The following is a 24,041-nucleotide window of genomic DNA, read 5'->3' on the forward strand; positions in this document are numbered from 1 at the left end:
CGACCGGAACAGACGGGAAGATGACGATGCACAGCCTGCGCCTGACAGTGATGATCCTGGTCTTGAGCGCAAGCCAGGCCTGGGCCGAAGCTTGCATCGTGCACAGTCAGGGCGAACGGGTGGACGTCAAGGTCTGCCAGAGCAACCGCACGATCCCGCCGCAACTGTTCCACGACGGTTTTTGCAAACCGCAGCTGGCGGGGCAGAAGGTCGATGTGACCTTCGCCGAGCAATGTCCTACCGGGGCATTTGGCGTATGCAGCAACGCACTGGTCGCCAATATGCCCTATCGCCAGGATATTCACTATTACGGCGTCGCCACCGACACGCGCTTTCTCAAGCCTTTCTGTGAGCAGCAGAGCCAGGGCAAATGGTCGTTAGGCGAGCCAATCCAGAGTCAGCAATAGGCGCCGTTCATTCCGCCCCGGCTGCGGCGAACGATGCACCAGACCGTGCCCCTCATTGCCAATCCAGCGTTCGCCCTTGAGCAGGGCGACATCGCCGCAATTGATTTGCTGGATCAGTTGCGGGTCTTGCGGCTCGGCCTCGGCGCTACCCAGGGCCTTGCGGTCGATAACCCCTTCCTTGAGCCACTGGCTGCCGATACCGGCATAGGTGCTGATCAAGCGCACCGGCACATGATCGACGTGGAAGCGCGGGCACATGGCCTTGTCCAGAATGCGCAGGCGCAAACCCACGCACGAAGCGCCCAGTAGGCAGGCGTAGGCGCTGACCAGCCAGGACACATCGGCGATAAACCCGGCATAGCCCTGCAAGTCGGTGTAGCCCGCCGCCAAGCCCTGTAAATTGGGCTCGCCGTCACCTTCGCCCATTTCCAGGGTCATGGACTCCGCCAGGGGCTGCCCCTGGGCCAGCAGCAAGGCACCGAAGTCTTCGATATGGGCGGGCAATTGCCGTTGCCAGATCGACAGGTTCACACCGTCTTCCAGTATCTGGCTGAGCACCCCGGGGTTGTCACCGCGAATCTGCCGCACCTCAGGGTGCCACCTCAAATCAGGAGCGAGCATCAGGCGGCCTCTTCATGCCAGTCGCCGAACGGATCCGGCAGTTTCTGCCAGCTAATCACGCCTTCGGCCATCTCGGCGTCGGTCAGCAGACAGTCGTTCAACTCTTGGGTCAGCAGCGGGAAATCGATGTTCTGACCGATAAACACCAGCTCCTGGCGGCAGTCACCGGCTTCGACGTTCCAGTTTTCCATGATCGCCTGAGTGTCCTGCTGATCCTGCGGCCAGTGCTCGCGCGGCACAAAACGCCACCAACGCCCGGCAAAGCCATGACGCATCAAGCCACCGGCCTGGGACCAACTGCCAGCCTCTTTGTACTTGCTCGCCAGCCAGAAGAAACCCTTGGAGCGCAGCAACTTGCCGTTAGTCCAGGGCCGGTTGATAAAGGCAAAGAAACGCTCCGGGTGAAAGGGCCGACGTGCCCGGTAAGCGGTGGAGGCGATGCCATATTCTTCGGTCTCCGGGACATGCTCGCCGCGCATTTCCCTGAGCCAACCGGGCGCCTGGGCGGCACGTTCGAAGTCGAAACGGCCGGTATTGAGGATGGTTTCCAAAGGAATCTGGCCCATGACCATGGGCACGACATTGGCTTGAGCATTGAGCCGCTTGAGAATGGCCATCAGCTCTTCACGATCGCTTTGGCTGATGAGGTCGATCTTGCTGATCAGGATCACATCGGCGAACTCGATCTGGTCGATCAGCAGGTCGGTGATGGAGCGCTCGTCGTCCTCGCCCATGGTTTCGCCACGGGTCGCCAGGCTCTCGGCAGCCTGGTAATCGGCGAGAAAATTCAGACCATCAACCACCGTCACCATGGTGTCCAGGCGCGCGATATCGGCCAGACTGACGCCCTCCTCGTCGCGGAAAGTAAAGGTCTCGGCAACTGGCAGCGGCTCGGAGATGCCGGTAGATTCGATCAGCAGATAATCGAAACGGCCATCCCGGGCCAGACGGCTGACTTCTTCGAGCAGATCTTCGCGCAAGGTGCAGCAGATGCAGCCGTTGCTCATTTCGATGAGTTTTTCTTCGGCGCGGTTTAGGCTGACATCGCGCTGGACTTCGCCGCCATCGATGTTGATTTCGCTCATATCGTTGACGATGACCGCAACGCGCAGGTTTTCACGGTTGCGCAGGACGTAATTGAGCAGGGTGCTTTTGCCCGCGCCAAGAAAGCCGGACAAGACGGTAACGGGGAGAGGATTGGACATGTCGGTTCTCATCAGCGGTTTCAGGGTGCCGGCTTTGTTTGCGCTCGGTCGGCCCGTTCAGATCAATGCCAATGTTATATTATAACAATGCAAATTAGCCAACCCCGTTCATCGAAGGACTGCACATGACTTCCCTTGTGAAAACTCTGCTGGTGCTGAGTCTGCTTGCCAGCACGATGGCCATGGCTGCGCCGCCGCAGACGGGCAACGGGCGGGCGCTGTGTGCACAAAGTGCGAATCTGTTGGCGTGCTACGACCCGGACGGCAACACCTACAGCGTCGCCACGGCGGGCAAGACCACCTGGTTGCGGGGGTATGAAGCGGGGACGAATCGACACTGGGTGCAGACCAGCAGCCGCTATGGCCAACTGACCTTTTTCAGCGGCCTGGCCACCGACGGCGAGGCTTGGATCGGCACCATTCAGAGGGTGGGCTGGACGACCATCAGCCGGGTGTCCAGCTCAAGCGGCACGCGCACGAAGATCATTTGCAGCCGGGTGACCGGCTGCCATCAGGGCTAGGGTTTACACCAGCGCCTGATTGATGAGCTTCTGCTCCTCCTGCCAGGCCACGTAGGAACCTACCGGAGGGTTGCGTCGGAAGTACTGTTGCAAGCCATCGAACAGGCCGTCGGCGACTGCCTGTTGGTGACGCGCTGTAACCAGCCGCTGACTGTCCTTGGCGTTGGAGATAAAACCGGTCTCGACCAGAATCGACGGCACATCCGGCGACTTGAGCACGGCAAAGCCGGCCTGCTCGACACGCTTCTGATGCAGCGAGGTGACGTCAGCCAGGCTGCCGAGAATGGTGTTGCCCAGTTGCAGGCTGGCCGCGATGGTGGCGTTCATCGACATGTCGAGAATCACCCCGGCCAGCATCGGGTCCTTGTCCTTGAGATTGAGCAGGCTGTTGGCGCCCAGCAGGTCAGCACCGTTCTCGCGCTGCGCCATGAAACGCGCCGTCGCCGACGTAGCGCCGCCCTCTGACAAGGCGAACACCGAGGCTCCGGAAGCCGTCAGACGCGGTGCAGCATCGGCGTGAACCGAAATGAACATATCGGCGTTGTACTTGTGGGCCAGGTCCACGCGCTTGCGCAGCGGCACGAAGAAGTCATCGTTTCGTACCAGACGCACGTCATAGCCCTTCTCACGCTTGAGGCGCTTGGCCAACAGCTGTGCGATGGAGAGCACCACGTCTTTTTCCCGCTCGCCGCGAGAACCGATAGCACCCGGATCCTTGCCCCCATGACCGGCATCCACCACGACCATAATGTCGCGCTTGCGCTGGCCCTTCTCCGGCGTCGGCAGGCTCGGCGGGGCACTGACTGGCGCTGCTGCGATTACCGCTGCCGGTGCATGGATATGCGCCGAATCGCCCATGTCCAGCACCAGGCGATGGCCCTGAGAGCCCTCCGGGCCAAGCAGGAAGCTGTTGAGCTTCACCGGCGCCGTCAGGTCGAGGACGATCCGCGTGTCTTCGCCAGTGCCGTAGTGCCCGGAGCGAATGGACTTGATCGGGGTATTGGCCAGGGCCAACTGATTGAAATCACCGGTCAGGCGCGCACCGCTGATATCGATGATCAAGCGATCAGGCGAGGTCAGGGTGAAAGTCTTGTATTGCACCGGGCCGCTGAGGTCGAGTACCAGGCGCAACTTGTCGTCGCTGCGCCAGATACGCGCGTTGCGGATTTGCGTTGCGTAAGCGCCCAAAGGCAACGACAGCGCTGCGCTGGCAAGCAGCATATTGAGCAGCATTTGACGTCTATGCATGACATGTCCCACTGAATAAGAGCGAGCATCCCAGCTCAAAAAAGAAATCGTCGCTACAAATGTAATAATATAACATGATGTTTCATACCGACGATGGACCCTTTCATGAATGCCGTGACCCTGCCTGATATCGCCGCGCAAACCGCCAAACAATCTCTTTCACTGAACTGGGTCGGCATGTGTGGCATCGCCCTGCCTGTGCAGCTCGAAGGCCAGCAGGTCAGCGCCGAGGCCGACGTCGGCGTCAGCCTGGATAACGGTGAAGCTCGCGGTATTCATATGTCGCGCCTGTACCTGGCACTGGAGGACCTGGAGAACGGCAACCTGACGCCAGAGCAACTGCGCCAGGTATTGCAACGCTTTCTGGACAGCCACCAAGGCTTGTCCAACAGCGCCTATCTACGTCTTCACACCGAAATCCTGCTGAAACGTCCGGCATTGGTCAGCCCCCTCGCGGGATGGAAATCCTATCCAATCAGTATCTTTGCGCAGTTGGAAAATGGAGTGTTCCACGTGGAACTAAATTTTGACGTGGCCTACTCCTCGACCTGCCCTTGCTCGGCGGCACTGGCAAGGCAGCTCATCCAGCAACAGTTCACTGACGACTTCGCCAGCAAGCATCTCGACTATGACGCCGTACTGGAGTGGCTGGGCTCGACACAAGGCATTGTCGCCACGCCGCATAGTCAGAGAAGTAACGCTAAAATCTGCCTGCAACTCAATGAATTTACAAATGAATTTCTCTTTAAAAATCTCATTGATCAGACCGAAGCTGCACTGGGAACCGCCGTGCAAACCGCGGTGAAGCGTGCGGATGAGCAGGCTTTCGCCTTGGCCAATGGGCAGAATCTGATGTTTTGCGAGGATGCCGCCCGTCGCCTGCATCGCATGCTCAAGCGCAATCCGGCGATAGGCGGTTTCAGTCTGACGGTCGTGCATGCCGAAAGCCTGCATGCCCATGACGCCGTCGCCCAGAGCAGCTGGAACTGGCGAGCTGCCTGAGAGCTGAACAAGCGCAGAGAAATCATGTGTGTGATCGCGGTTCCCTCTAAACTTGGCGACCGCTCCCTTGTTCACATGCCATGAGGTTTCACGATGCGAGTTTTGCTCGTACTGCTTAGCGCGCTGCTGCCGCTGTCATTGTCGGCCGCCGAAAAATTGAATGTTGTGACCAGCTTTACTGTGCTGGCTGATCTGACCCAACAGATCGGCGGCGATCATGTGCAAGTGGTGAACCTGGCCGGGGCCGATCGCGATCCGGCGACTTACCAGCCCGTCGCCGAAGACGCCAGGCGCGTGGGCAAGGCTCGTTTGATCATTGAGAATGGTCTGGGCCTGGAGCCGTGGCTGGATCACCTGGTCGCAGGTGCCGGTGCGGCTTCCCGCATAGTGGTCGCCAGTAAAGGCGCGACGCCGCGCCCATTCGACCCGGAAGGCAAGACCGCGCCTGATGCCTACGCGTGGAACAGCATCGCCAATGCCCAGCTGTACGCGAACAACATCGCCACCGCGCTGATCGCCGCCGACCCGGATAATGCCAAGGCCTACGCGAGCAATGCCAAGAACTACGCGCGCCAGGTGCACCTGGTCATGGCCCAGAGCAAAACCCGCTTCGCTACCCTGCCGCAGAATGGCCGCCACATTCTGGTGACCAGCGATGGCGCGAAATACCTCGGTCATCCCTATACGGTCGATATCGAGGTTGCCAAAGGGCTGCCGCTGGATCGCGAGCTGAATGCCGATGAGGTCGCGTCTCTGATCAACCAGATCAAGCAGAACAAGACCGATGCGGTCTTCGTCGACAACCTCAAGGACACAGCCACCCGGCAAAAGATCGTCGAGCAGATTGGCGTGCGCTTCGGCGGCCCGCTACGCACCCGCTCACTGGCCGCCAGCGGTCCATCGGCTACCTATCTAGGCGCGTATCAGGTGAACATGGATACCCTCTACAACGCCCTGCTCAAGCCTTGATTCAGGTGCGGGGTTTCACCGCCCCGCATTGCTGACCCAGCCATAGCGAGCGCGTATCCATGCTGCCATTCTGCGGCTTGCCCGTGGCATTGAAAGTGCCGGTCACATGCGTGGTGAATTCGCGATCACTCTGGAACTGCGCTTGCCCCGTGCCCTGAGCCTTGGGGCAACTGAACTGGAACTGCCAGGTGTTGCCGGCGCGACTGGTGATCTTCTGCGTGCAGCCTGATTGCGGGTCGGTCAGCGGAATGTCATCCGTCTTGACCTGCTCTGCCGTCAGACACACCCGCACACCCTTGCCACCAAGGGTCACACCCTGCTTCTGCAGCATCTGCTCCATCATCGCCCGCTGCTCCGGCGCCATGGCTTGCAGCTGCGCCAGCATCACTTGCATGTCCGGCAGCGCCTGGCCATCGACCTGCATATTGCTCGTGGTCAGTTCCCACAGGCCAGGTTGCAGCATCTGCGCCTGGGCCAGGGGTGCGGCCAGACAAAACATCCACGCCACTATGCGCTTGTTCATTTCAAAAGCTTCCTTGTCAAAGCGGTTACTTGAGTAAATCGCGGCCCACGGACACGCGATGATGGGGCTTAGACGACAGATGCGTCGCCGCGTTGCATGGATAATAAAATAGCGACAATCCAAGGCAGCTGTGGTCTGTTAGGCAGCAACGATCTTGAGCAGTGGGCACATGGATTATCACAGTCCTTATTTTTTCGGCTACATCATTGGCTTCATTCATCTACTGGGCATTATTGCAGCCATACATGCACTGTTGACCGTTCGTACAGCACAAGGCGCCATCGCCTGGGCCATGCCGCTGTTCTTCATCCCTTACTTCACGCTGATACCGTACCTGGTCTTTGGCCGCAGCTCGTTCGATGCCTATATCAAAGCCAGGCGCCAGGCCAACGAAGAGATGCGTGCAGCCATCAGCCATCAAAACTGGCGGCCCTGGGTCAACGAAGCGGTGGCGGCACGTCGCACCGAGGGCTACGCATCGCTGCGCGCCATGCCCAAGCTGGGGCGCATGCCGGCGCTGACCAATAACGAAGTGAAACTGCTGATCAACGGCAACGCCACTTTCACTGCGATCTTCGACGCCATCACCCATGCCCGGCATAGCATCTTCGTGCAGTTCTTCATTATCCATGACGATGAACTGGGCCGTCGCCTGCAAAACCTGCTGTTGGAAAAAGCCGCCGAAGGCGTCGCTATCTATGTGCTCTACGACCGCATCGGCAGCCATGCCCTGCCCGCCGAGTACAGCGAGCGCCTGCGGGCGAGTGGTGTACAGATCAAGGCATTCGCGACCCGCAGCGGTTGGCTCAATCGCTTCCAGATCAACTTCCGTAACCACCGCAAGATAGTGGTGGTCGATGGCGTGCGCGGCTTTCTCGGCGGGCATAACGTCGGCGATGAATACCTGGGCCTGCACCCGCCCCTGGCGCCCTGGCGCGACACCCATGTCGAAGTGAGAGGCCCGGTGGTGGCCTGCCTGCAGGAGTCATTTGCCGAAGACTGGTTCTGGGCCACCCGCGAGCTGCCGCCGTTGACCCTGCCCGAATCCTTTCCGGAAGACGGCGTGCTTTGCCAGCTCCTGGCCAGCGGCCCGGCCGACGAGCAGGAAACCTGTTCGCTGTTCTTCGTCGAAGCCATTCATGCCGCCACCGAACGGGTGTGGATCACCAGTCCCTATTTCATCCCCGACGAAGCAGTATCCGCCGCCCTGCGCCTGGCGGTGTTACGTGGCGTAGATGTACGTCTGCTGCTGCCCTCGCGGCCGGATCACTATGTGGTCTACGCCGCCTCCAGCCTGTTCGCCTTCGAAGCCGTGCGTGCCGGGGTGCGCGTGTTCCGCTATGAGCCGGGGTTTCTGCATCAGAAAGTGGTGCTGGTGGATGACGAAATCAGCGCAATCGGCAGCGCCAACCTGGACAACCGCTCATTCCGTCTGAATTTCGAATTAATGCTACTGACGGTCGATAAAGCCTTCGCCAGAGAGGTTGAGCACATGCTCAATGAGGACTTTGCTCTTTCTCGGGAAATATCCACCGAAGAGCGCTATGAGATCCATCGCCTGAAACAACTGGGCATGCGCATTGCCCGGATCATCTCGCCCATTCTCTGAACGCCGTTACCGTTTCAGCGGCAACCCACCACTGAAACGGTAATCGCCCAGAAGCTCAGCGGTAGATGTCTTCCCGCGTCCAAGGCAGATCATGGCTGCCATCAGCGAAAGGTTTCACCGCCAGGATCTGGTGCAGGTTGATCCAGCCTTTGCTGAACGCGTAAGAACAACCGGCCAGATACAGACGCCAGATTCGCAGGATATGGGGAGGCACCATCTCCGCCGCCTCATCCAGCTTGTTCTCCAGCCGCGTGCTCCAGTGCTCCAGGGTCTTGGCGTAGTGCAGGCGCAGGCTTTCGACGTCGACGACTTCCAGACCGGCTTCGCTGATGTCGGCACTGATCCGCGCGACATGAGGCAACTCGCCATTGGGAAACACATAGCGGTCGATAAAATCCCCCGCACCACGCCCCACCGGACGACCATCGACGTGCTTGGCTGTAATGCCATGGTTCATCACCAGGCCACCCTCCTTCACCGCACCAAACAGCAACTTGGTGTAGAGCGGCAGGTTGGCATGACCGACGTGCTCGAACATGCCGACGCTGACCACTTTGTCGAAACGACCATCCTGAGGCAGGTCACGGTAGTCAAACAGTTGCAGATCGACCTTGTCCTGCAAGCCTTCAGCCTTGACCCGGGCACGGCCCAAGGCCAGTTGCTCGCGACTCAAGGTAATACCGAACACCTTCACCCCGTACTCACGGGCGGCAAAGCGCGCCAGCCCACTCCAGCCGCAGCCAACGTCCAGCAGGTATTCGCCGGGCTTAAGGCGCAGCTTGCGGCAGAGGTGATGAAACTTGTCCTGCTGCGCCTGTTCCAGCGTTTCTTCACCGGTCTTGAAGTAGGCGCAGGAGTAGACCATCTCCTTGTCGAGCCAGAGCTGATAAAACTCATTGGACAAATCGTAGTGGTAGGAAATGGACTCAGCGTCGGTCGCTTTGTCGTGTTGCGAGCGTGTAGGGAAATTATCGTCATCATCATCCACCAACGCCTGGCTCAGCTCATCGCAGACCCGCACGACTTCGCTGATCGAGCCTTCGAGCTCGAGGCGACCCTCGACAAACGCACTGCCGAGCAGGTCGAGACTTGGATGAGTGAATTCGGAAACCAGCTGAGGATCTTTGACGACGATAGTGACGCTGGGCGTTGGGCCCAGATCCAGCTCGTGGCCGTCCCAGAGTTTCAGTCGCAATGGAAGGTGAAGACTTTGTAAGGCCGTGGGAAGTTGCGCAAGCATTTCGGTAAACCCCCTGATCCAGAAGACCTAAAAAAGGTAATCCAAATGGAGCTCCAGTACTGGAACTCTCAGGCTATCGGCTTAATAGCGACCTGCTATGAATCGACCCCAGGGAACGGCCTTGTGCCCACTGATTCTTGCCAATAGACAGCCTGAAATGGAAAACCCATCCGTAGCTGGCTATTAATTTGTAACAGAATTATTCAAAGCTCAAGCGAATTTTTATACTTAGCCCAGCGCTCTAGCCCGGCTGTTTGCGCCGGGCCAGCGGATTCTCAGGCCTGTGGAGGCGTCTGCAACTTTAGTAGAGGCTCCTGAAAGCGCAACAGACGACCCGCATTTCCGAGGACCAAAAGCGTACTCAGATTATGAAGAATAGCCGCCACCATCGCCCCGGCTGCCCCCAGCAGACCGAAGGCAGCAAAAGCGACAATTGCCAGGGTCCAGCCCAGGCCAATGATAACGTTGACCTGCAGGGTCTGCCGGCATTGGCGGCTCAAGCGAACGCAGGTTCCCAATCGACGAAGATCGCTGCCGATTAGTACGATATCTGCGGATGCGAGCGCAATGTCGGCACCACCGGCACCCATTGCAACACCTACTACACCCGCCTTCAAAGCCAGCGAATCGTTAATCCCGTCACCTACGACCATAGGCCTGAAACCACTGCTGATTTCAGCCGTAACACGGTTCAGTTTGTCCTCCGGCAGGGCCTGGGCCTGGATGTCGCGAATCCCCACTTCACGACCGAGTGTGTCAGCAACACTTTGCCGGTCGCCGGTCAGCAGCAACTGACGGCCAATGCCCAGCTCGCGCAACTCGGCCAGGGCCGCTCGCGCCTCGGGTTTCAGACTGTCGGCCAAAAGGAACCAGGCCAGGAACACACCATTGACCGACAACCCGGCAATCGGTCCGTCGTGACCGGGCACCGGCGTGGTGGCAATACCCAGCTGTTCAAACAGCTCGGGACGCCCCAAAGCCGCCTCGCCGCCTTCAGTGTTGGCAATGACGCCCAGGCCCTGGCGCTCGCGGATATCGCTCAGGGGCAACAACTGATCCTTCTCCAGCAACCCAGCCAACGCACGGCTGACCGGGTGACTACTGGCCGAGCCCAGGCTGGCCGCCAGAGGTAGCAGGTCATCCTGTTCCTCAGTGGCTGCGAGCACCGATTGCAGGCGCAGGCTGCCGTAGGTCAGGGTGCCGGTCTTATCCACCACCAGGGAGGTCAGGTCGGCCAGCTCTTCGAGGAACGCCGAGCTGCGAATCAGAATCCCGTGACGCGCCGCCACGGCGATCCCGGCAATTGCCGTGGCCGGGGCAGAGAGCACCAAGGCACAAGGACAGGCCGCGACCAGCACTGCCAGCATCGCCTGAGCGTTGTTGGTGATAAACCAGGTGACAGCGGCAATCAACAGCACCAGCACCATGTAACTGCCTGCGTAACGCTCCAGCAGGCGAGTGATCGGCGGCTTGGAGCGCTCGGCGCTCTGCATCAGAGCAATGACCTTGCCCAGCGTGGACTCGTTGCCGATGCGAGTGACTTCGATACGCAGCAGGCCATCGAGGTTGATGGCGCCGCCAAACACCTCCATGCCCACCCGCGCTTCCAGGGGCACCGACTCACCGGTGATCGGTGCCGTATCAAGGCTGGCCTGGCCCGACAGCACGCGGCCGTCGGCCGGGACGCGGTCTCCGGCGCGTACTTCGACCACGTCACCTGCGACCAGCGTCGAGTTATCCACTTCGCGAACACTGCCGTCGGCGCCGATCAGCCGCGCATGGCTGCGGGTCAGGCGCCCCAGTGCTTGAATGGCTTCCTGGGAACCGATCACGCTGCGCTCTTCCAGCACATGGCCGAAGATCATGATGATCGGCAACAACGCCGCGGTCATCAGGTCACCCGTGGCCCAGGCGCCCAGCATCGCCAGGGCGATCAACTGGTCGGTGATGCCGTGCAGGCTCGGGTAACGCAGGCTGTGCCAACCGGCGCTGACAACCGGAATCGCTACCAGCAGAGACGCTGCACCGAGCAGCAACTGGCTGACGCCTGTCTGCTGCGGGGCAAAAAATCGCCAGACCAGCCCCAGCGCCAGCAGCCCCAGGGCCAACATCGCCAGGGTCAGCTGACGGGCAGCGCTGCGCTGTTCGGCGCGGCTCAGCATGCTGACGGCAGGTGGCGCTTCGACATGCTCGGCATCATGGTTGTGAACGGCTTCGCCACTCATTGTTCAGCTCCCTGGATGATCAGGCGGGAATCGTCATGGGGATCGACGGTGGTGACCGAACCGGCCTGGCCGAGGATCTTCGGCACATGCTCGCGATACAGACGCAGCAACAGGCCCGGATCGCTCTTGTCGCGGATCGACTCGGCGAGACTGGCGACCGTCGCAGTATCGGTCTGCGCCTTGGCCAGTCGCTCGGACGCCTGGGCGTGAGCCACTTGCAAGGTGCGATCGGCCTGTTGCGTGGCGCTCTGGGTGAGACGCTCGGCGTCGGTACGGGCGTTGGCAACGGCCTGCTCGGCTTGTTGGGTCGCAGTGAGAACCGCGTTGAAGGCACTGACCGCAGCGGCAGGCAGGCTCGATTGCACATCGACCCGGGCGACCTCGATACCAATGCCAACGCCCGAAGCGGTCAGGTCGGCCAGACGCTTATTGATACCCTGCACCAAATCGCCACGCAGCCGCTCACGGCGCTCGGCGGCCTTGCTGTCGGCACTGACCATCTCCGGTCGCGCTACCAGAATGGTGTCCAGGTCACGGGCTGCGGTCAGGGCCACGGCGCTGCGATTAACCAGTCGATCCAGGGCCGGCAGCACATGATCGGTTTGCAGGACATAGGCGTACGGGTCGGTCACCTTGTAGTACACCGTCACATCCAGCTGTACGACACCGGCATCACCGGTCAGCAGAAAACCTGAACCGGCCAAGGCATCGCTCATGGGCGTGGCGAAACTGGCAGTACGGTCGGCCTGCACCGCCGCCGGGGAGCGCAGCAGAGTTTCCACATGCCGCTCGATCACCCGGTCTGCCGAAGGCAACAGCACCACTTGTTCGAAGGGCTGCGGCCAGGCGGTGAGCAGACCGGCGTTCTGAATCCGCTCCAGCGCACCGAGACGCAACACCACCGCGCGATTCTGCGGATCGATCTGGCGCACATTGGACGCCGCCCAGGCCAGAGCGGCCAGCAAGGTCACCGCATACAGGCCGAGGAAGGCCAGGCGGCTGGCTTGCAGCCAGGCACTGTTGCCGCCGGGGCGCTCATGGCTCGCTTCGGGCTCGAGATGTTCACTCATGGCTGGGTTCCAGCCTTGCCGTCCAGGGTTTTGCTGTCCGGCGGACCATCGACCAATACGCGGAACGGCGCAGCGTCGGTGCGCAGGATCAGCTTGGTGCCCGGCGTGACCACAGTGCCCAGGGTGTCCAGGGAACGCAGCATGTTGTACAGCGCCGGCGAGCCGTTATAGGCCTTGCCGTAGATCTGCGCCGCCTCGACCCGGGACTGCGCTTCGATATCGGCAGCCTTGACCGTGGCGTCGGCTTCGACGATCCGCGCATCACGCTCGGCAGCAGAGCGGATCTGCGCCGCCTCACGCTTGCCCACGGCAGTGCGCTCGGTGGCGATGGTCTCGCGCTCAGCACGCATGCGGTCAACCGTGGCATTGAGGGTGACCGATGGCAATGTCAGACGCTCGACTCCCACCTGCAGGACGCGCACGCCGTAGGTAGTCAGCAATTGCTGATCGATCTGCTGGCGCAGCTGGTTTTCGAAATCGCCGATACGCACCTGGCTGGCGTCGGTATTGACCAGGCTCGACAGGTCGAAACTGGCGGCCGTGGTCTCCAGCGCGGAACCGACGAAGGTACGGATCTGCCGTGCGGCTTCGTCCGGCTGGTTCTGCACCGCACGCATGAAGCGTTGCACGTTGTCCGGGTCGCCCTGAACCTGCCAGGCCACATAAGCCTGAACGATGATGCGCAGGCCATCGCGCGTGCCGACATCCTGCAGGCCGCTTGAAGTCGTGCGCAGGCGCAGGTCCACCGGAATTGTCGCCTCGAACGGCGCCGGCCAGCGCCAGCTCAGGCCCGGATCAAGCAGCACCCGGGAAGGATTGCCAAAGCGGGTGATGACCGTGGCTTCACCGGAACGCACCTGAACCAGGCTCGCCGCCGCCACCGCAAAAGCGATCAGCAGCGCAGCCAGGGCCGAACGGCGCCAAGGGAAAGGCGCTGGCGAAGAGCTGTCACCGTGATGGTGATGACCATGGGAATGGCCATGCCCGCTGTGGTCGTGACCGGCGTGATCGTGATGATCGTGGTTATGGAACAGACTCAAGGGGTGACTCCTTACTGATCGGCTTTACGCGGCGTCAACGGGTCTGCCGGTAAGGTGAAAGTTCGCAGGTCGATGGTCGGCGCGCTGCTGCCGCCCAGACGATGATCGAGGACCAGCAGCTTGGCGTGGGCCAGACCCTGGGTCAGTTGGGCCAGATATTGCTCCAACAGAAAGGCCTGCCCGGCCTTGGCGTAGCCCTGGCGTTCGGCGCTGAAGCGCAGGTCTGCGGCCTGGGCGGCGGACATGACTTCCCGTGCCGAGGCGGCAGCCTGATCGCGCGCGACACTGGCATTGAGCTGGGCCAGGTTGGCCTTGTCACTGGCCGCACCGCGCTCGCGGGAAATCAGCGCCTGGGCACTGATCTGCGCAGCCTGCACGCCGTGGTAAGCATTGGCGGCGCCAGCGGGTGGGTGGATCGATTCGACCACCGTGGCGAGAATTTCCACGCCGCTGTCCAGTTTCTTCAGATCAGCCTGCACCGCCTCGCCAATGTCCTGGGACAGCGACGCACGCTGCTCGCCCAACAATTCGTCCAGGGTCCGCGTTGCGAAGTCATGGACCAGCACGCGGCTGGCGGTACTGCGAATCAGCGTCGGCACATCGGCGCTGTTATAGGTAGCCGCCAGCGCCGCCTGATCGTTCAGGCCGATGCGATAGACAAACCGCACATCCATATTGACGATCTGGAAGCCCTGTTTGTCGCCGGTACTGCTGGCGATGACCTGGGATTTCTCGTTGATGTGGCTGGCATCCCACAGACGGTTGGCGCTTTGCGGCGACGGGCCTTCGGCCGGCTCCTGCACCAGCTCGACAGCCGTGGCATCGGAAACACTGGTGGCCAGTTCATGCACCACACCATTCTCCACCGCGATAATCCGCCCGAACGGCCAAGGCAATCCGGCATGCAGGCCGGGACCGACCACCTCGACCGGCTTGCCGAAGCGCTCGTAGATGCCACGCCCCTGCATTGGAATTTCCTGCACGCCGCTCAAGATCCAACCGAGCGCTACAATCACCAACAGCACGGGCAAAAAGGCCCGACGCATGTAGGTAAAGGCCCAGATTTGCCGCAGATCAATACCAAAGCGGTTATGCAATTCGCTCTGCAGTGCCAGCAGAGGTTGTGGCGGCCAGCGCAGCAGACCGGCGACAAAACTGCTGGCGGTCAGACGAGGCTCGAGGCGCTCATTACGCGGGCTGAACAGCGACAACAGCGCACGCAGCAGCAGCTCAATGGCTACCAACCCCGGCAGCAGCCCCATCAACACGGCCAGACGGGCTGGCCATACGCGGTCGGGACTGGACAGGAACAGGCACATGGCACCGATCAGCAGGACCGCGATGGCAACGCGGGTCAATTGCGCCAGCTGCCCGGCTTCCGGCCATTGCGACTGCTGCTCGTGAGCGAACTGGCGCTCGAGCACCAACAGGCCGAAAGCCAGCAGCAGCATGACGCCCGCCGCCAGATTGCCCAGTTGGGACAGCGCGCTGCCTGGCAGCGCCAGATTCCAGGTCATGTCCAGGCTGATCAGCGCCAGCACAGACCAGCCCGCCAGCCAGAGTGTCGATGCCCCCACCTGGGTCAGCATCGATCCGGCACCGCCACTGATGCGTGAAAGCAGGCGTTCGTACCAGCCGTGATCTTCGACGACGCCGGGATCCGCTTCGACAGCCACGACGCTGACAATGGAGCCCAGCGCCCGACCACGCCACAAGGCAATGCCCTGCGCCGACTGCAACGCCGCCGCCAACAGCAGGAAAGCAGCTGCCTGGGTAGTCAGCACCGCTGTCCATAGAGAATTGGGAGAAAAGAGATCAACGAACAGCGACAGGACCAGTCCGAAAATGCCCAGCCCGGCCGTCAGATAAGTCAGTTGCAGTAAGCGCCGAGCCTGAAATGCAGCCCCTTGAAACCGTGGCAGGCTATCCAGCCCTGCGTGCTCAACATCCAGATCAACCTGCATCGATACCCCAGAACCTATTGGAGGCCAGCTCCCATCGCGAAATTGCTTGCCCGGTTGCCAGCCGAGAAAGCGTTACGATATAACAAAAAACGTGAAATTTCTGTCGCTCGGCTGAATTTCACAAACCGTTCAGCCAACGGAAAGGTTGTGACCCCTTGGCACTAGCCTGAATAAAATAAATTATCTTTCAGAATTCCATTTCCCTCGACCATTCAATAACCAAAGCTTTCAACTTACAGCGTTTATATATAAGTCCTACGAACAGAAAGGAAATAGCCACTTTTCGAAAGAATTAAAACGCTTTAGAGACTTAACTTCGCAACATAATCCAACACCTGCACAGCTTGCTGTAGACATGTCCGGTGACTATATTTACATACGTTTCCACGCTCATGATCGACGCTGAAACAGGCGAATCGGAACGCCGGAGGGCCCGCAAGGGGCTGCTCCACATGTAAGGAGTCCACATGCACAAGTTCAAACTTCATCCGCCTGTGCGGCATACAAGCCTGTGTGATCAAGCGCAAAACTGCCTGACCATCAATATTCCCAACTCGACTCTAGGCCTGGATAACTTGCTCGATCTGGTCCGGCACGAAATCATCCACGAGCAGCAGAAACATATACATCGGCTGACCTTTAAAAGCGGTAGAACACTTCATATTGAAGCCGACCAGCAATGGGTCACCGTACGCGGTGCCCATATCAATTATCGCACCCCTGCCGATATGCCATCCGCCACACTGCTCGGCGATCCGGCCCAACCAGTAACCCCCGTCCCCCTCTAAACTGCCGCCTCGGGCCAGCCTCGCCCGGTCGTGGAATCGCGCAGGAATATGCCGGTCATGAGACCTGCCGCACAAACAATGTGGCGTGCCAACGGTTGTGTTGTGTTTCACTAGACGATGAGCCTGGCGCGCCTGCTCATCAGCGCATCGTATTGTTATCCACAGGGCTCTGGATTCACTTCTCGACAAGGACGACTGCCCGTTGATTTCGATCTACCAGCTCAAGCCCCGTTTCCAGAACTTGCTGCGCCCTCTAGTTCAACGTTTGTTCGACCGTGGTATTACCGCCAACCAGGTAACCCTTGGCGCGTGCGCGATTTCCCTGGTAGTGGGTGGTCTGGCTGCCGTTTTCGCCGCCCATGCCTGGGTCTTCGCCCTGATCCCGCTGTGGATGATCGTGCGCATGGCACTCAACGCCATCGACGGCATGCTGGCCAGGGAGTTCGGCCAAAAATCGCGGCTGGGCGCCTATCTCAACGAATTGACCGATGTCATCGCCGACAGCGCCCTGTTTTTGCCCTTTGCACTGCTGCCGGAAGTGAACCTTGTGCTGGTTGTGCTGGTCACTTTGCTGGCGATTTTCAGTGAGTATGCAGGCGTCCTCGGCCCCATGGTCGGCGCTTCCCGCCGCTACGACGGCCCAATGGGCAAGAGTGACCGGGCATTCTGCTTCGGCGTACTGGGCGCAGGCGTGGCCATTGGCTGGCTTTCGGCCCTATGGATAAATAGTGTTCTCGCTGTGATCGCCGCCCTGCTGGTCTATACCCTGATCAACCGTATCCGTCGTGGCCTGGAGGAAGTCTCCAGCCAGGCCGATGCGCCTGGGGAATAAGCAGCCCGCAACATACCGATCGGCATAAGGAAATCGAAATGCGTGAAATGCATGAGCTGCGCTTCAGTACCCACGATGGGGTTGAGTTGTTTTATCGCCACTGGCCTGCCACCGCTCCTGACGTCGACGCGCCGCGCCAGGCGGTGCTGCTGTTTCACCGCGGCCACGAACACTCCGGGCGCATAGCCCACCTGGTCGATGAACTGGACTTGCCGGGTTTCGATTTCTTCGCCTGGGACGCCCGTGGTCACGGCCAGTCGCCGGGAGCACGGGGCGATAGCCCGAGCTTCGCCACCAGCGCCCGTGACGTGCAGACTTTTGTTGATCACCTGGGCGCCACCTTCGCCATCGCCGAGCAGGACATCAGCGTGGTCGCCCAGAGCGTCGGCGCGGTGATCGTCGCCACCTGGGTGCATGACTACGCACCGAAAATCCGCTCCCTGGTACTGGCCTCGCCCGCCTTCCAGGTCAAACTGTACGTGCCCTTCGCCCGGACCGGCCTGGCCCTGATGCAGCGCTTGAAAGGCAATTTCTTCGTCAACAGCTACGTCAAGGCGCGCTTCCTCAGCCATGACCCGGAGCGCGTTGCCTCTTATGACAACGATCCGCTGATCACCAAGGCCATTTCCGTCAACGTGCTGCTCGGCCTGTACGAAGCGGCCGACCGCGTTGTAGCCGATGCCAATGCTATTCAAGTGCCTACGCAGTTGCTGATCTCCGGTGCCGATTTCGTCGTGCATCGTGGCCCTCAGGATCGCTTTTTCGAGCGCCTGGGCAGCCTGCGCAAGGAGAAACACGTCCTGCCTGGGTTCTTCCACGACACCCTGGGCGAACGTGACCGGCACCTGGCAGTCAGCCGGGCCCGGCGCTTCATTCTGCAAAACCTCGAACAACCGGTATCGCGCCCATCGCTGCTGGACGCCGATCGCCTCGGCGCCACCTGTGCCGAGGCTGAAGAACTCGCCGCGCCGCTGCCGCACAACTCGTTGCGCGATCTGTACTGGCGCATGACCCGCGCCAGCATGCGCTTGGGCAGCAAGTTATCCACAGGGGTTAAACTGGGTTTTGACACCGGCTTCGATTCCGGCAGCACCCTGGATTACGTCTACCGCAACAAGCCCACCGGCACTGGCGCCCTGGGCCGCATGATCGACGGCAACTACCTGAAGTCCATCGGCTGGCGCGGTATTCGTCAGCGCAAGGTGAATCTCGAAGAACTGCTGCGCCTGGCCATGGCGCATCTGCGCAATCAGGGCAAGCCTGTGCATATCGTCGATATCGCCGCCGGTCACGGTCGGTACATTCTCGAATCCCTGCAGGGTGTCGACCCGCTGCCCGAATCGATATTGTTGCGCGACTACAGCGATATCAACGTGCGTGACGGCAACGCCTTGATCGAACAAAAGGATCTGGACCCGATCGCACGCTTCGTCAAAGGCGATGCCTTCGACCGTGCCGACCTAGCCGCACTGGAGCCCAAACCAACACTGGCAGTGGTCTCAGGCCTCTATGAGCTGTTTGCCAGCAACCAGATGGTCGGTGACTCCCTGGCCGGGCTTGCTGCAGCGGTGGAACCGGGCGGTTATCTGGTTTACACCGGTCAGCCTTGGCATCCGCAGCTGGAACTGATCGCCCGCGCCCTGACCAGCCACCGTGCCGGCCAGGCCTGGGTGATGCGTCGGCGCACCCAGGCGGAAATGGATCAGTTGGTCGAAGCGGCCGGTTTCCGCAAGATCACTCAGCGGGTGGACGAATGGGGGATTTTCACCGTGTCCCTGGCGCAGCGCATCAAGTGAAACCGCTACGCGAGCCGGGGCTGTGGAAACGTGCCGTGCTGTGGCTGGCGCTACTGGCACCGTTGTTCTTTGCCAGCTACGGCTTCGCCACCTGGCTCACTGCACGGCGCACGGACGTCGGCACGCTGGTCTTCGACTGGGAACAGTACATGCCATTCTGGGCGTGGACCATCGTGCCCTATTGGTCGATTGACCTGCTCTACGGTTTCTCGCTGCTGGCGTGCCTGACACGCCGCCAACTCGATACCCACGCGTTGCGCCTGCTCAGCGCCCAGGTGATCGCTGTCAGTTGCTTCCTGCTCTGGCCCCTGACGTTCACCTTTGCACGGCCGCCGCTGGACGGCGTGTTTGGCTGGATGTTTGCGGTGCTGGCCGGGTTCGACAAGCCGTTCAATCAGGCGCCATCACTGCATATCGCCCTGCTGGTGATCCTCTGGGTCTGTTATGAACGCTACCTGCGCGCGGCTCACCCGGCGTGGCGCTGGCTGCTGCATGGCTGGTTCGGGTTGATCGGCATTTCCGTGCTGACCACCTATCAGCATCACTTCATCGACTTACCCACAGGGGCGCTGGCGGGTTGGTTGTGTGTCTGGCTTTGGCCGGACAACGGCCGTAGCCCGCTGCGTAACGCCCGCCTGACAGGGCAACCACGGCGCCTGCGCCTGGCCTTGGCTTATGGCCTGGGCGCGGCGCTATTGGCGGCGCCTGCATTTACCCTGCGCGGCACTTGGATGTGGCTGGCCTGGCCCGCAGTGTCTTGCCTGTTGGTCAGCCTGAACTATGGGCTGTTTGGCGCCGAGGGCTTTCAAAAACGCAGCAACGGGCGATTGAGCCCGGCGGCCCGCTGGCTGCTGGCGCCCTATCTGGCTGCGGCGTGGATAAACTCTCGCCTGTGGACAAGAAACCAGCCCGATGCCCAGCAGATTGTGGATAACATCTGGCTCGGCCGCCTTCCCGAACGTGGACAATTGCGCCCATTCGCCGCTGTTGTGGATATGTGCGCCGAGCTGTCCATCGTCCCACCCGGCAAACGCGGTTACCAATGCATTCCCGTGCTCGATCTGACCCCACCGGATGCCGCGCAATGCCTGCTGGCCGCCCAGGCCATCGAGCGTCTGCGCGTTAAAGGCCCCTTGCTGGTGTGCTGTGCGCTGGGTTATTCACGTAGCGCCACCGCTCTTGCCGCTTGGCTTTTGTACACTCATCGCGCCCGCACTGTGGATAACGCCATCGACATGGTACGCAATGCCCGGCCGCAGGTAGTCCTGCACGAGGCGCAGTATCAGGCGTTGACGGCGATGCTCGCGTATTTATCCACAGCGCGGGCGGAGCAACATCATGTCTCTTGAAATGCAGTTGCATGTCGTTGCCAGCCTGCTGCGGCGCGGGCGGGCTTTGGATAATTTGTCCACAGGTGTAATGCTGCTGGGCCTGGCATTGGGCCTCAGTCAGCTGTGGATAAATACTGTCAGCCCTTTGTTGCTGATACTAGTGGCGGCGATCGTTCTGATTGGCTTGATCGAAAAGTACTACGCCTTTCGCGTCGCTTTCGATGCCGACCTTTTTCAGAACATCGCCAACGATGCCAATCAGTTGAATGACCGCACCGTCGATCTGGATCATGCATTGATCACGCTGGGTTTGCTGCCTGTGGATAAACAGACCCGGTCCTGGGCTGTTCGCAGCCAGGGCGCCCTGAAACTGTTGCGCCAGCAAGTCTTGTTCCTCGCCCTTGAGCTGGTATTGGTGCTCGGGGCGATTCTGATTTTCCCCTGGTTGCCTTTCGTCCATTAAGGAAACGTCATGTTCGAACCCTTGGTCGCCACGATCATCACCGCCGGAGCGCGCAGTGTGACCGGCGCACGCAGCCTGTGGCTGGGCTGCACGCCCGAGCCCAATCAGCGCATTTATTTCGCCAACCACAGCAGCCACGGCGATTTCGTCCTGCTCTGGGCTTCACTACCGCCACAACTGCGCAAGCTGACCCGCCCCGTCGCCGCAGGCGATTACTGGCAGAAAACGCCGCTAAGGCGCTACATCATCAGTGGCGTATTCAACGGCGTGCTGATCGACCGTGAGCGCAAGACGCCGGAGAGCAATCCGCTGCAGCCGATGCTCGACGCCCTGCAATGGGGGGATTCGCTGATTATCTTCCCTGAAGGCACGCGCAATCTGGAAGACGGCCTGCTGCCGTTCAAGAGCGGCTTGTATCACCTGGCCAAGAGTTATCCACAAGCGGAACTGGTGCCGGTGTGGATAGCCAACCTCAACCGTGTCATGCCTAAAGGCCGGGTCCTGCCGCTGCCATTGTTATGCACAACCAGCTTCGGCGCGCCGCTGCGCCTGGAAGAAGACGAAAGCAAAGAGCAATTCCTCACCCGCAGCCGTGACGCGCTGCTGGCCCTGGCCCCGGAGCAGCATTGATGGATAGGCAGACACAGATGTTGTTCATGGGGATCGGCGCCATTCTGCTGCTGGCCTCGTTGATTGGCTTCATTCTCAAGCGCCGCGCGGGCAGTGAGCCCAACTCGGTGATCGACAACCTCAATGCCCGGATCAACGCCTGGTGGGTCATGGTGGTGGTGATCGGCATCGCCTTCTGGCTTGGCTACAGTGCGGTGATCCTGCTGTTCTACGCCGTATCGTTCTACGCCCTGCGCGAGTTCCTGACCCTGACGCCAACCCGGCGCAGCGATTATCCGGCCCTTGTAGCAGCGTTCTACCTGGCGCTGCCGCTGCAATACATCCTCATCGCCACCAACTGGTATGGGCTGTTCTCGATCTTCATTCCGGTCTACGTGTTCCTGCTGCTGCCGATCCTGGCGTCACTGGGCGGTGACAGCACGCACTTTCTGGAGCGAGCCTCGAAGGTACAGTGGGGGCTGATGATCGCAGTGTTCTGCGTGTCCTATGTGCCGGCCCTGCTGACCCTGGAAATCCCCGGCTACGAAGGGCGCAACCTGCTGTTGATCGCCTATCTGGTCATCGTCGTGCAGCTCTCCGACGTGTTGCAATACGTGTGCGGCAAGCTGTTCGGCAAACGCAAGATCGCGCCGAACCTGTCGCCCTCCAAGACCGTTGAAGGCTTTGTCGGCGGCATCGCCCTGGCTTCACTGATCGGCGGCGCGCTGTGGTGGATCACCCCGTTCAATATCTGGCAATCGACCCTGATCGCCCTGTTGATAAACCTGCTCGGTTTTGCCGGTGGCATCGTTATGTCGGCGATCAAGCGCGACCGTGGGGTCAAGGATTGGGGGCATATGATCGAAGGCCACGGCGGCATGCTCGATCGCCTGGATTCGGTGTGCTTCGCGGCGCCGATCTTCTTTCACCTTGTGCGCTATTGGTGGACGTGAAGCAGCCGCAAGCTGCAAGCCTCTAGCTGCAAGCAAGAGCAAACCGCACCCGCTTTTGCTTGCAGCTTGTAGCTCATCACTTGAAGCTGGTCGCTCCGCGGCCTATATTACGATCATAATTTAATTTCTTGCGACGAACTTCCCCAGGAGTAAGACCATGAGCAGTTATGACGTTGTCATCATCGGCGGCGGCCCCGGCGGCTATAACGCTGCCATTCGCGCTGGCCAGTTGGGCCTGTCGGTGGCCTGTGTCGAAGGTCGCGAGACCTTGGGCGGCACTTGCCTGAATGTCGGCTGCATGCCGTCCAAAGCCCTGCTGCACGCCTCCGAGCTGTACGAAGCCGCTGTGGGCGAGGAATTCGCCAATCTGGGTATCGAGGTCAAGCCGACCCTGAACCTGGCGCAGATGATGAAGCAGAAAGGCGAAAGTGTGGCGTCCCTGACCAAGGGCATCGAGTTTCTGTTCCGCAAGTACAAGGCCGACTGGATCAAGGGCTGGGGCCGTATCGCCGGGCCGGGCAAGGTCATCGTCACCGATGCTGCGGGTGTCGAGACCGAACTGCAGGCCAAGGACATCATCATCGCCACCGGTTCCGAGCCGACCCCGCTGCCAGGGGTAGAGCTCGACCATGAGCGTATCATCGACTCCACCGGCGCCCTGTCCCTGCCGGAAGTGCCCAAGCACCTGGTGGTGATAGGTGCTGGCGTCATCGGCCTGGAGCTGGGCTCGGTGTGGCGGCGTCTCGGCGCCAAGGTCACGGTGGTCGAATTTCTCGACCATGTGGCCCACGGCAGCGATCTGGAGGCGGGCAAGACCCTGCAGCGCTCCCTGACCCGTCAAGGCATGAGCTTCAAGCTCAGCTCGAAGGTGACCTCAGCGGTCCGCTCGGAAAACAGCGTGACCCTGCGCGTAGAACCGGCTGCCGGCGGCGAAGCGGAACTGATCGAAGCCGATTACGTACTGGTGTCCATTGGCCGTCGTCCCTATACCAAGGGCCTGGGCCTTGAGACCGTGGGCCTGCAGGTCGACAAGCGCGGCATGCTGGAGAACAAGGGCCATCGCACCGAAGCACCGAATGTCTGGGTGATCGGTGATGTCACTTCCGGCCCCATGTTGGCGCACAAGGCCGAGGACGAAGCCCATGTCTGCCTGGAGCGTATTGTCGGCAAGGCGGGCGAGCTGAATTACAACCTGATCCCCGGTGTGATCTACACCCGTCCGGAACTGGCCAGCGTCGGCAAGACCGAAGAGCAGCTCAAGGCCGAAGGGCGAGCGTACAAGGTCGGCAAGTTCCCGTTCAGCGCCAACAGCCGGGCCAAGATCAACCACGAGACCGAAGGCTTCGCCAAGGTTCTGGCCGATGAGCGTACCGATGAGGTGCTGGGCGTGCATCTGGTCGGGCCGAGTGCGGGCGAATTGATCGGTGAAGCGTGCGTGGCTATGGAGTTTGCCGCGTCCTCCGAGGATATCGCGCTGATCTGCCATCCTCACCCGACCCGCTCCGAGGCCCTGCGTCAGGCGGCCATGGGCGCGAATGGGCATACCACTCAGGCGTAAGGTGCCCAAACTCGATGTGGTGGGAGCGGATTTATCCGCGAAGACGGTATTTCAGTCGATGAAGATT

The 24,041-nt window shown here is 60.6% G+C and carries 22 protein-coding genes; 13 read left to right on the forward strand and 9 right to left on the reverse strand.

Annotation, left to right across the window (positions count from 1 at the left end; all coding sequences use genetic code 11):
* Nucleotides 1-26: 26 nt before the first annotated feature.
* Entirely contained in the window at nucleotides 27-407 is a 381-nt protein-coding gene (locus M2401_RS06840) for an NADH:ubiquinone oxidoreductase (protein ID WP_259100956.1), read from the forward strand.
* On the opposite strand, the gene M2401_RS06845 is transcribed toward M2401_RS06840, so the two are convergent.
* Nucleotides 378-1,028 (reverse strand): DUF1826 domain-containing protein, encoded by a 651-nt coding sequence (locus M2401_RS06845; protein WP_259100958.1) that lies wholly within the window; start codon nucleotides 1,026-1,028, stop codon nucleotides 378-380. The genes M2401_RS06840 and M2401_RS06845 overlap by 30 nt on opposite strands.
* Nucleotides 1,028-2,233, reverse strand: coding sequence for a zinc metallochaperone GTPase ZigA (gene zigA, locus M2401_RS06850; RefSeq protein ID WP_259100960.1), 1,206 nt, complete (start codon nucleotides 2,231-2,233; stop codon nucleotides 1,028-1,030). The genes M2401_RS06845 and zigA overlap by 1 nt, the downstream gene beginning before the upstream one ends.
* A 125-nt stretch (nucleotides 2,234-2,358) precedes the next feature.
* Here zigA and M2401_RS06855 point away from each other — a divergent pair, with 125 nt between their 5' ends.
* A complete protein-coding gene (locus tag M2401_RS06855) occupies nucleotides 2,359-2,754 on the forward strand; it encodes a glutamine synthetase (protein WP_409033882.1) in 396 nt (131 codons plus the stop codon).
* Nucleotides 2,755-2,757: 3 nt separating this feature from the next.
* Here M2401_RS06855 and M2401_RS06860 read toward each other — a convergent pair whose 3' ends face one another.
* Nucleotides 2,758-4,002, reverse strand: a complete 1,245-nt coding sequence (locus M2401_RS06860) for an N-acetylmuramoyl-L-alanine amidase (protein ID WP_259100962.1) — start codon at nucleotides 4,000-4,002, stop codon at nucleotides 2,758-2,760.
* 105 nt (nucleotides 4,003-4,107) lie between these two features.
* Here M2401_RS06860 and folE2 point away from each other — a divergent pair, with 105 nt between their 5' ends.
* Together folE2 and M2401_RS06870 are read left to right on the forward strand one after the other, a co-directional pair.
* Nucleotides 4,108-5,004: a GTP cyclohydrolase FolE2 gene (gene folE2 / locus M2401_RS06865; protein ID WP_259100964.1), complete on the forward strand. Its 897-nt coding sequence runs from the start codon at nucleotides 4,108-4,110 to the stop codon at nucleotides 5,002-5,004.
* 93 nt (nucleotides 5,005-5,097) lie between these two features.
* Nucleotides 5,098-5,973 (forward strand): metal ABC transporter solute-binding protein, Zn/Mn family, encoded by an 876-nt coding sequence (locus M2401_RS06870; protein ID WP_259100966.1) that lies wholly within the window; start codon nucleotides 5,098-5,100, stop codon nucleotides 5,971-5,973.
* A 1-nt stretch (nucleotide 5,974) separates the two neighbouring features.
* On the opposite strand, the gene M2401_RS06875 is transcribed toward M2401_RS06870, so the two are convergent.
* Nucleotides 5,975-6,496 carry a DUF3617 domain-containing protein gene (locus M2401_RS06875; protein ID WP_259100969.1) on the reverse strand — a complete coding sequence of 174 codons (522 nt, stop codon included), beginning with the start codon at nucleotides 6,494-6,496 and terminating at the stop codon, nucleotides 5,975-5,977.
* Nucleotides 6,497-6,665: 169 nt separating this feature from the next.
* Between M2401_RS06875 and cls the strand changes: the two genes are divergently transcribed.
* Entirely contained in the window at nucleotides 6,666-8,105 is a 1,440-nt protein-coding gene (gene cls, locus M2401_RS06880; RefSeq protein ID WP_259100970.1) for a cardiolipin synthase, read from the forward strand.
* Between the two features lie 55 nt (nucleotides 8,106-8,160).
* Here cls and cfaB read toward each other — a convergent pair whose 3' ends face one another.
* The 5 genes from cfaB to hflK (M2401_RS06905) all read right to left on the reverse strand — a co-directional run bounded on the left by cfaB (nucleotide 8,161) and on the right by hflK (M2401_RS06905) (nucleotide 15,644).
* The gene (cfaB, locus tag M2401_RS06885) at nucleotides 8,161-9,345 is read right to left on the reverse strand and encodes a C17 cyclopropane fatty acid synthase CfaB (RefSeq protein ID WP_259100972.1); all 1,185 of its coding nucleotides are present in this window, start codon (nucleotides 9,343-9,345) and stop codon (nucleotides 8,161-8,163) included.
* A gap of 275 nt (nucleotides 9,346-9,620) precedes the next feature.
* The gene (locus M2401_RS06890; protein WP_259101671.1) at nucleotides 9,621-11,507 is read right to left on the reverse strand and encodes a cation-translocating P-type ATPase; all 1,887 of its coding nucleotides are present in this window, start codon (nucleotides 11,505-11,507) and stop codon (nucleotides 9,621-9,623) included.
* A gap of 59 nt (nucleotides 11,508-11,566) precedes the next feature.
* Nucleotides 11,567-12,640, reverse strand: a complete 1,074-nt coding sequence (hflK, locus tag M2401_RS06895; RefSeq protein WP_259100974.1) for a protease modulator HflK — start codon at nucleotides 12,638-12,640, stop codon at nucleotides 11,567-11,569.
* Complete coding sequence (gene hflC / locus M2401_RS06900) at nucleotides 12,637-13,680, reverse strand: protease modulator HflC (RefSeq protein WP_259100975.1); 1,044 nt, start codon at nucleotides 13,678-13,680, stop codon at nucleotides 12,637-12,639. Before hflC ends, hflK (M2401_RS06895) begins: the two co-directional genes overlap by 4 nt.
* Before the next feature lie 11 nt (nucleotides 13,681-13,691).
* Nucleotides 13,692-15,644, reverse strand: coding sequence for a protease modulator HflK (gene hflK, locus M2401_RS06905; RefSeq protein ID WP_259100977.1), 1,953 nt, complete (start codon nucleotides 15,642-15,644; stop codon nucleotides 13,692-13,694).
* Nucleotides 15,645-16,111: 467 nt separating this feature from the next.
* On the opposite strand from hflK (M2401_RS06905), the gene M2401_RS06910 reads away from it, so the two are divergent.
* The 8 genes from M2401_RS06910 (at nucleotide 16,112) to lpdA (ending at nucleotide 23,974) form a co-directional block, all read left to right on the forward strand.
* Entirely contained in the window at nucleotides 16,112-16,432 is a 321-nt protein-coding gene (locus tag M2401_RS06910; RefSeq protein WP_259100979.1) for a hypothetical protein, read from the forward strand.
* A gap of 202 nt (nucleotides 16,433-16,634) precedes the next feature.
* Nucleotides 16,635-17,264 carry a CDP-alcohol phosphatidyltransferase family protein gene (locus M2401_RS06915; protein ID WP_259100981.1) on the forward strand — a complete coding sequence of 210 codons (630 nt, stop codon included), beginning with the start codon at nucleotides 16,635-16,637 and terminating at the stop codon, nucleotides 17,262-17,264.
* A gap of 38 nt (nucleotides 17,265-17,302) precedes the next feature.
* On the forward strand, nucleotides 17,303-19,060 hold the full coding sequence (locus M2401_RS06920) for a bifunctional alpha/beta hydrolase/class I SAM-dependent methyltransferase (protein WP_259100983.1): 1,758 nt from the start codon (nucleotides 17,303-17,305) through the stop codon (nucleotides 19,058-19,060).
* Nucleotides 19,018-20,409: a phosphatase PAP2/dual specificity phosphatase family protein gene (locus M2401_RS06925; RefSeq protein WP_409033883.1), complete on the forward strand. Its 1,392-nt coding sequence runs from the start codon at nucleotides 19,018-19,020 to the stop codon at nucleotides 20,407-20,409. The genes M2401_RS06920 and M2401_RS06925 overlap by 43 nt, the downstream gene beginning before the upstream one ends.
* Nucleotides 20,399-20,854: a hypothetical protein gene (locus tag M2401_RS06930; RefSeq protein ID WP_259100987.1), complete on the forward strand. Its 456-nt coding sequence runs from the start codon at nucleotides 20,399-20,401 to the stop codon at nucleotides 20,852-20,854. Before M2401_RS06925 ends, M2401_RS06930 begins: the two co-directional genes overlap by 11 nt.
* 9 nt (nucleotides 20,855-20,863) lie before the next feature.
* Nucleotides 20,864-21,484 carry a 1-acyl-sn-glycerol-3-phosphate acyltransferase gene (locus M2401_RS06935; RefSeq protein ID WP_259100989.1) on the forward strand — a complete coding sequence of 207 codons (621 nt, stop codon included), beginning with the start codon at nucleotides 20,864-20,866 and terminating at the stop codon, nucleotides 21,482-21,484.
* Nucleotides 21,484-22,416: a phosphatidate cytidylyltransferase gene (locus M2401_RS06940; protein WP_259100991.1), complete on the forward strand. Its 933-nt coding sequence runs from the start codon at nucleotides 21,484-21,486 to the stop codon at nucleotides 22,414-22,416. The genes M2401_RS06935 and M2401_RS06940 overlap by 1 nt, the downstream gene beginning before the upstream one ends.
* 157 nt (nucleotides 22,417-22,573) lie before the next feature.
* Nucleotides 22,574-23,974, forward strand: a complete 1,401-nt coding sequence (lpdA, locus tag M2401_RS06945; RefSeq protein ID WP_259100993.1) for a dihydrolipoyl dehydrogenase — start codon at nucleotides 22,574-22,576, stop codon at nucleotides 23,972-23,974.
* Nucleotides 23,975-24,041 lie beyond the last annotated feature (67 nt).

The organism is Pseudomonas sp. JUb42, from assembly GCF_024807945.1.
In the GTDB taxonomy this organism is placed as follows: Bacteria; Pseudomonadota; Gammaproteobacteria; order Pseudomonadales; family Pseudomonadaceae; genus Aquipseudomonas.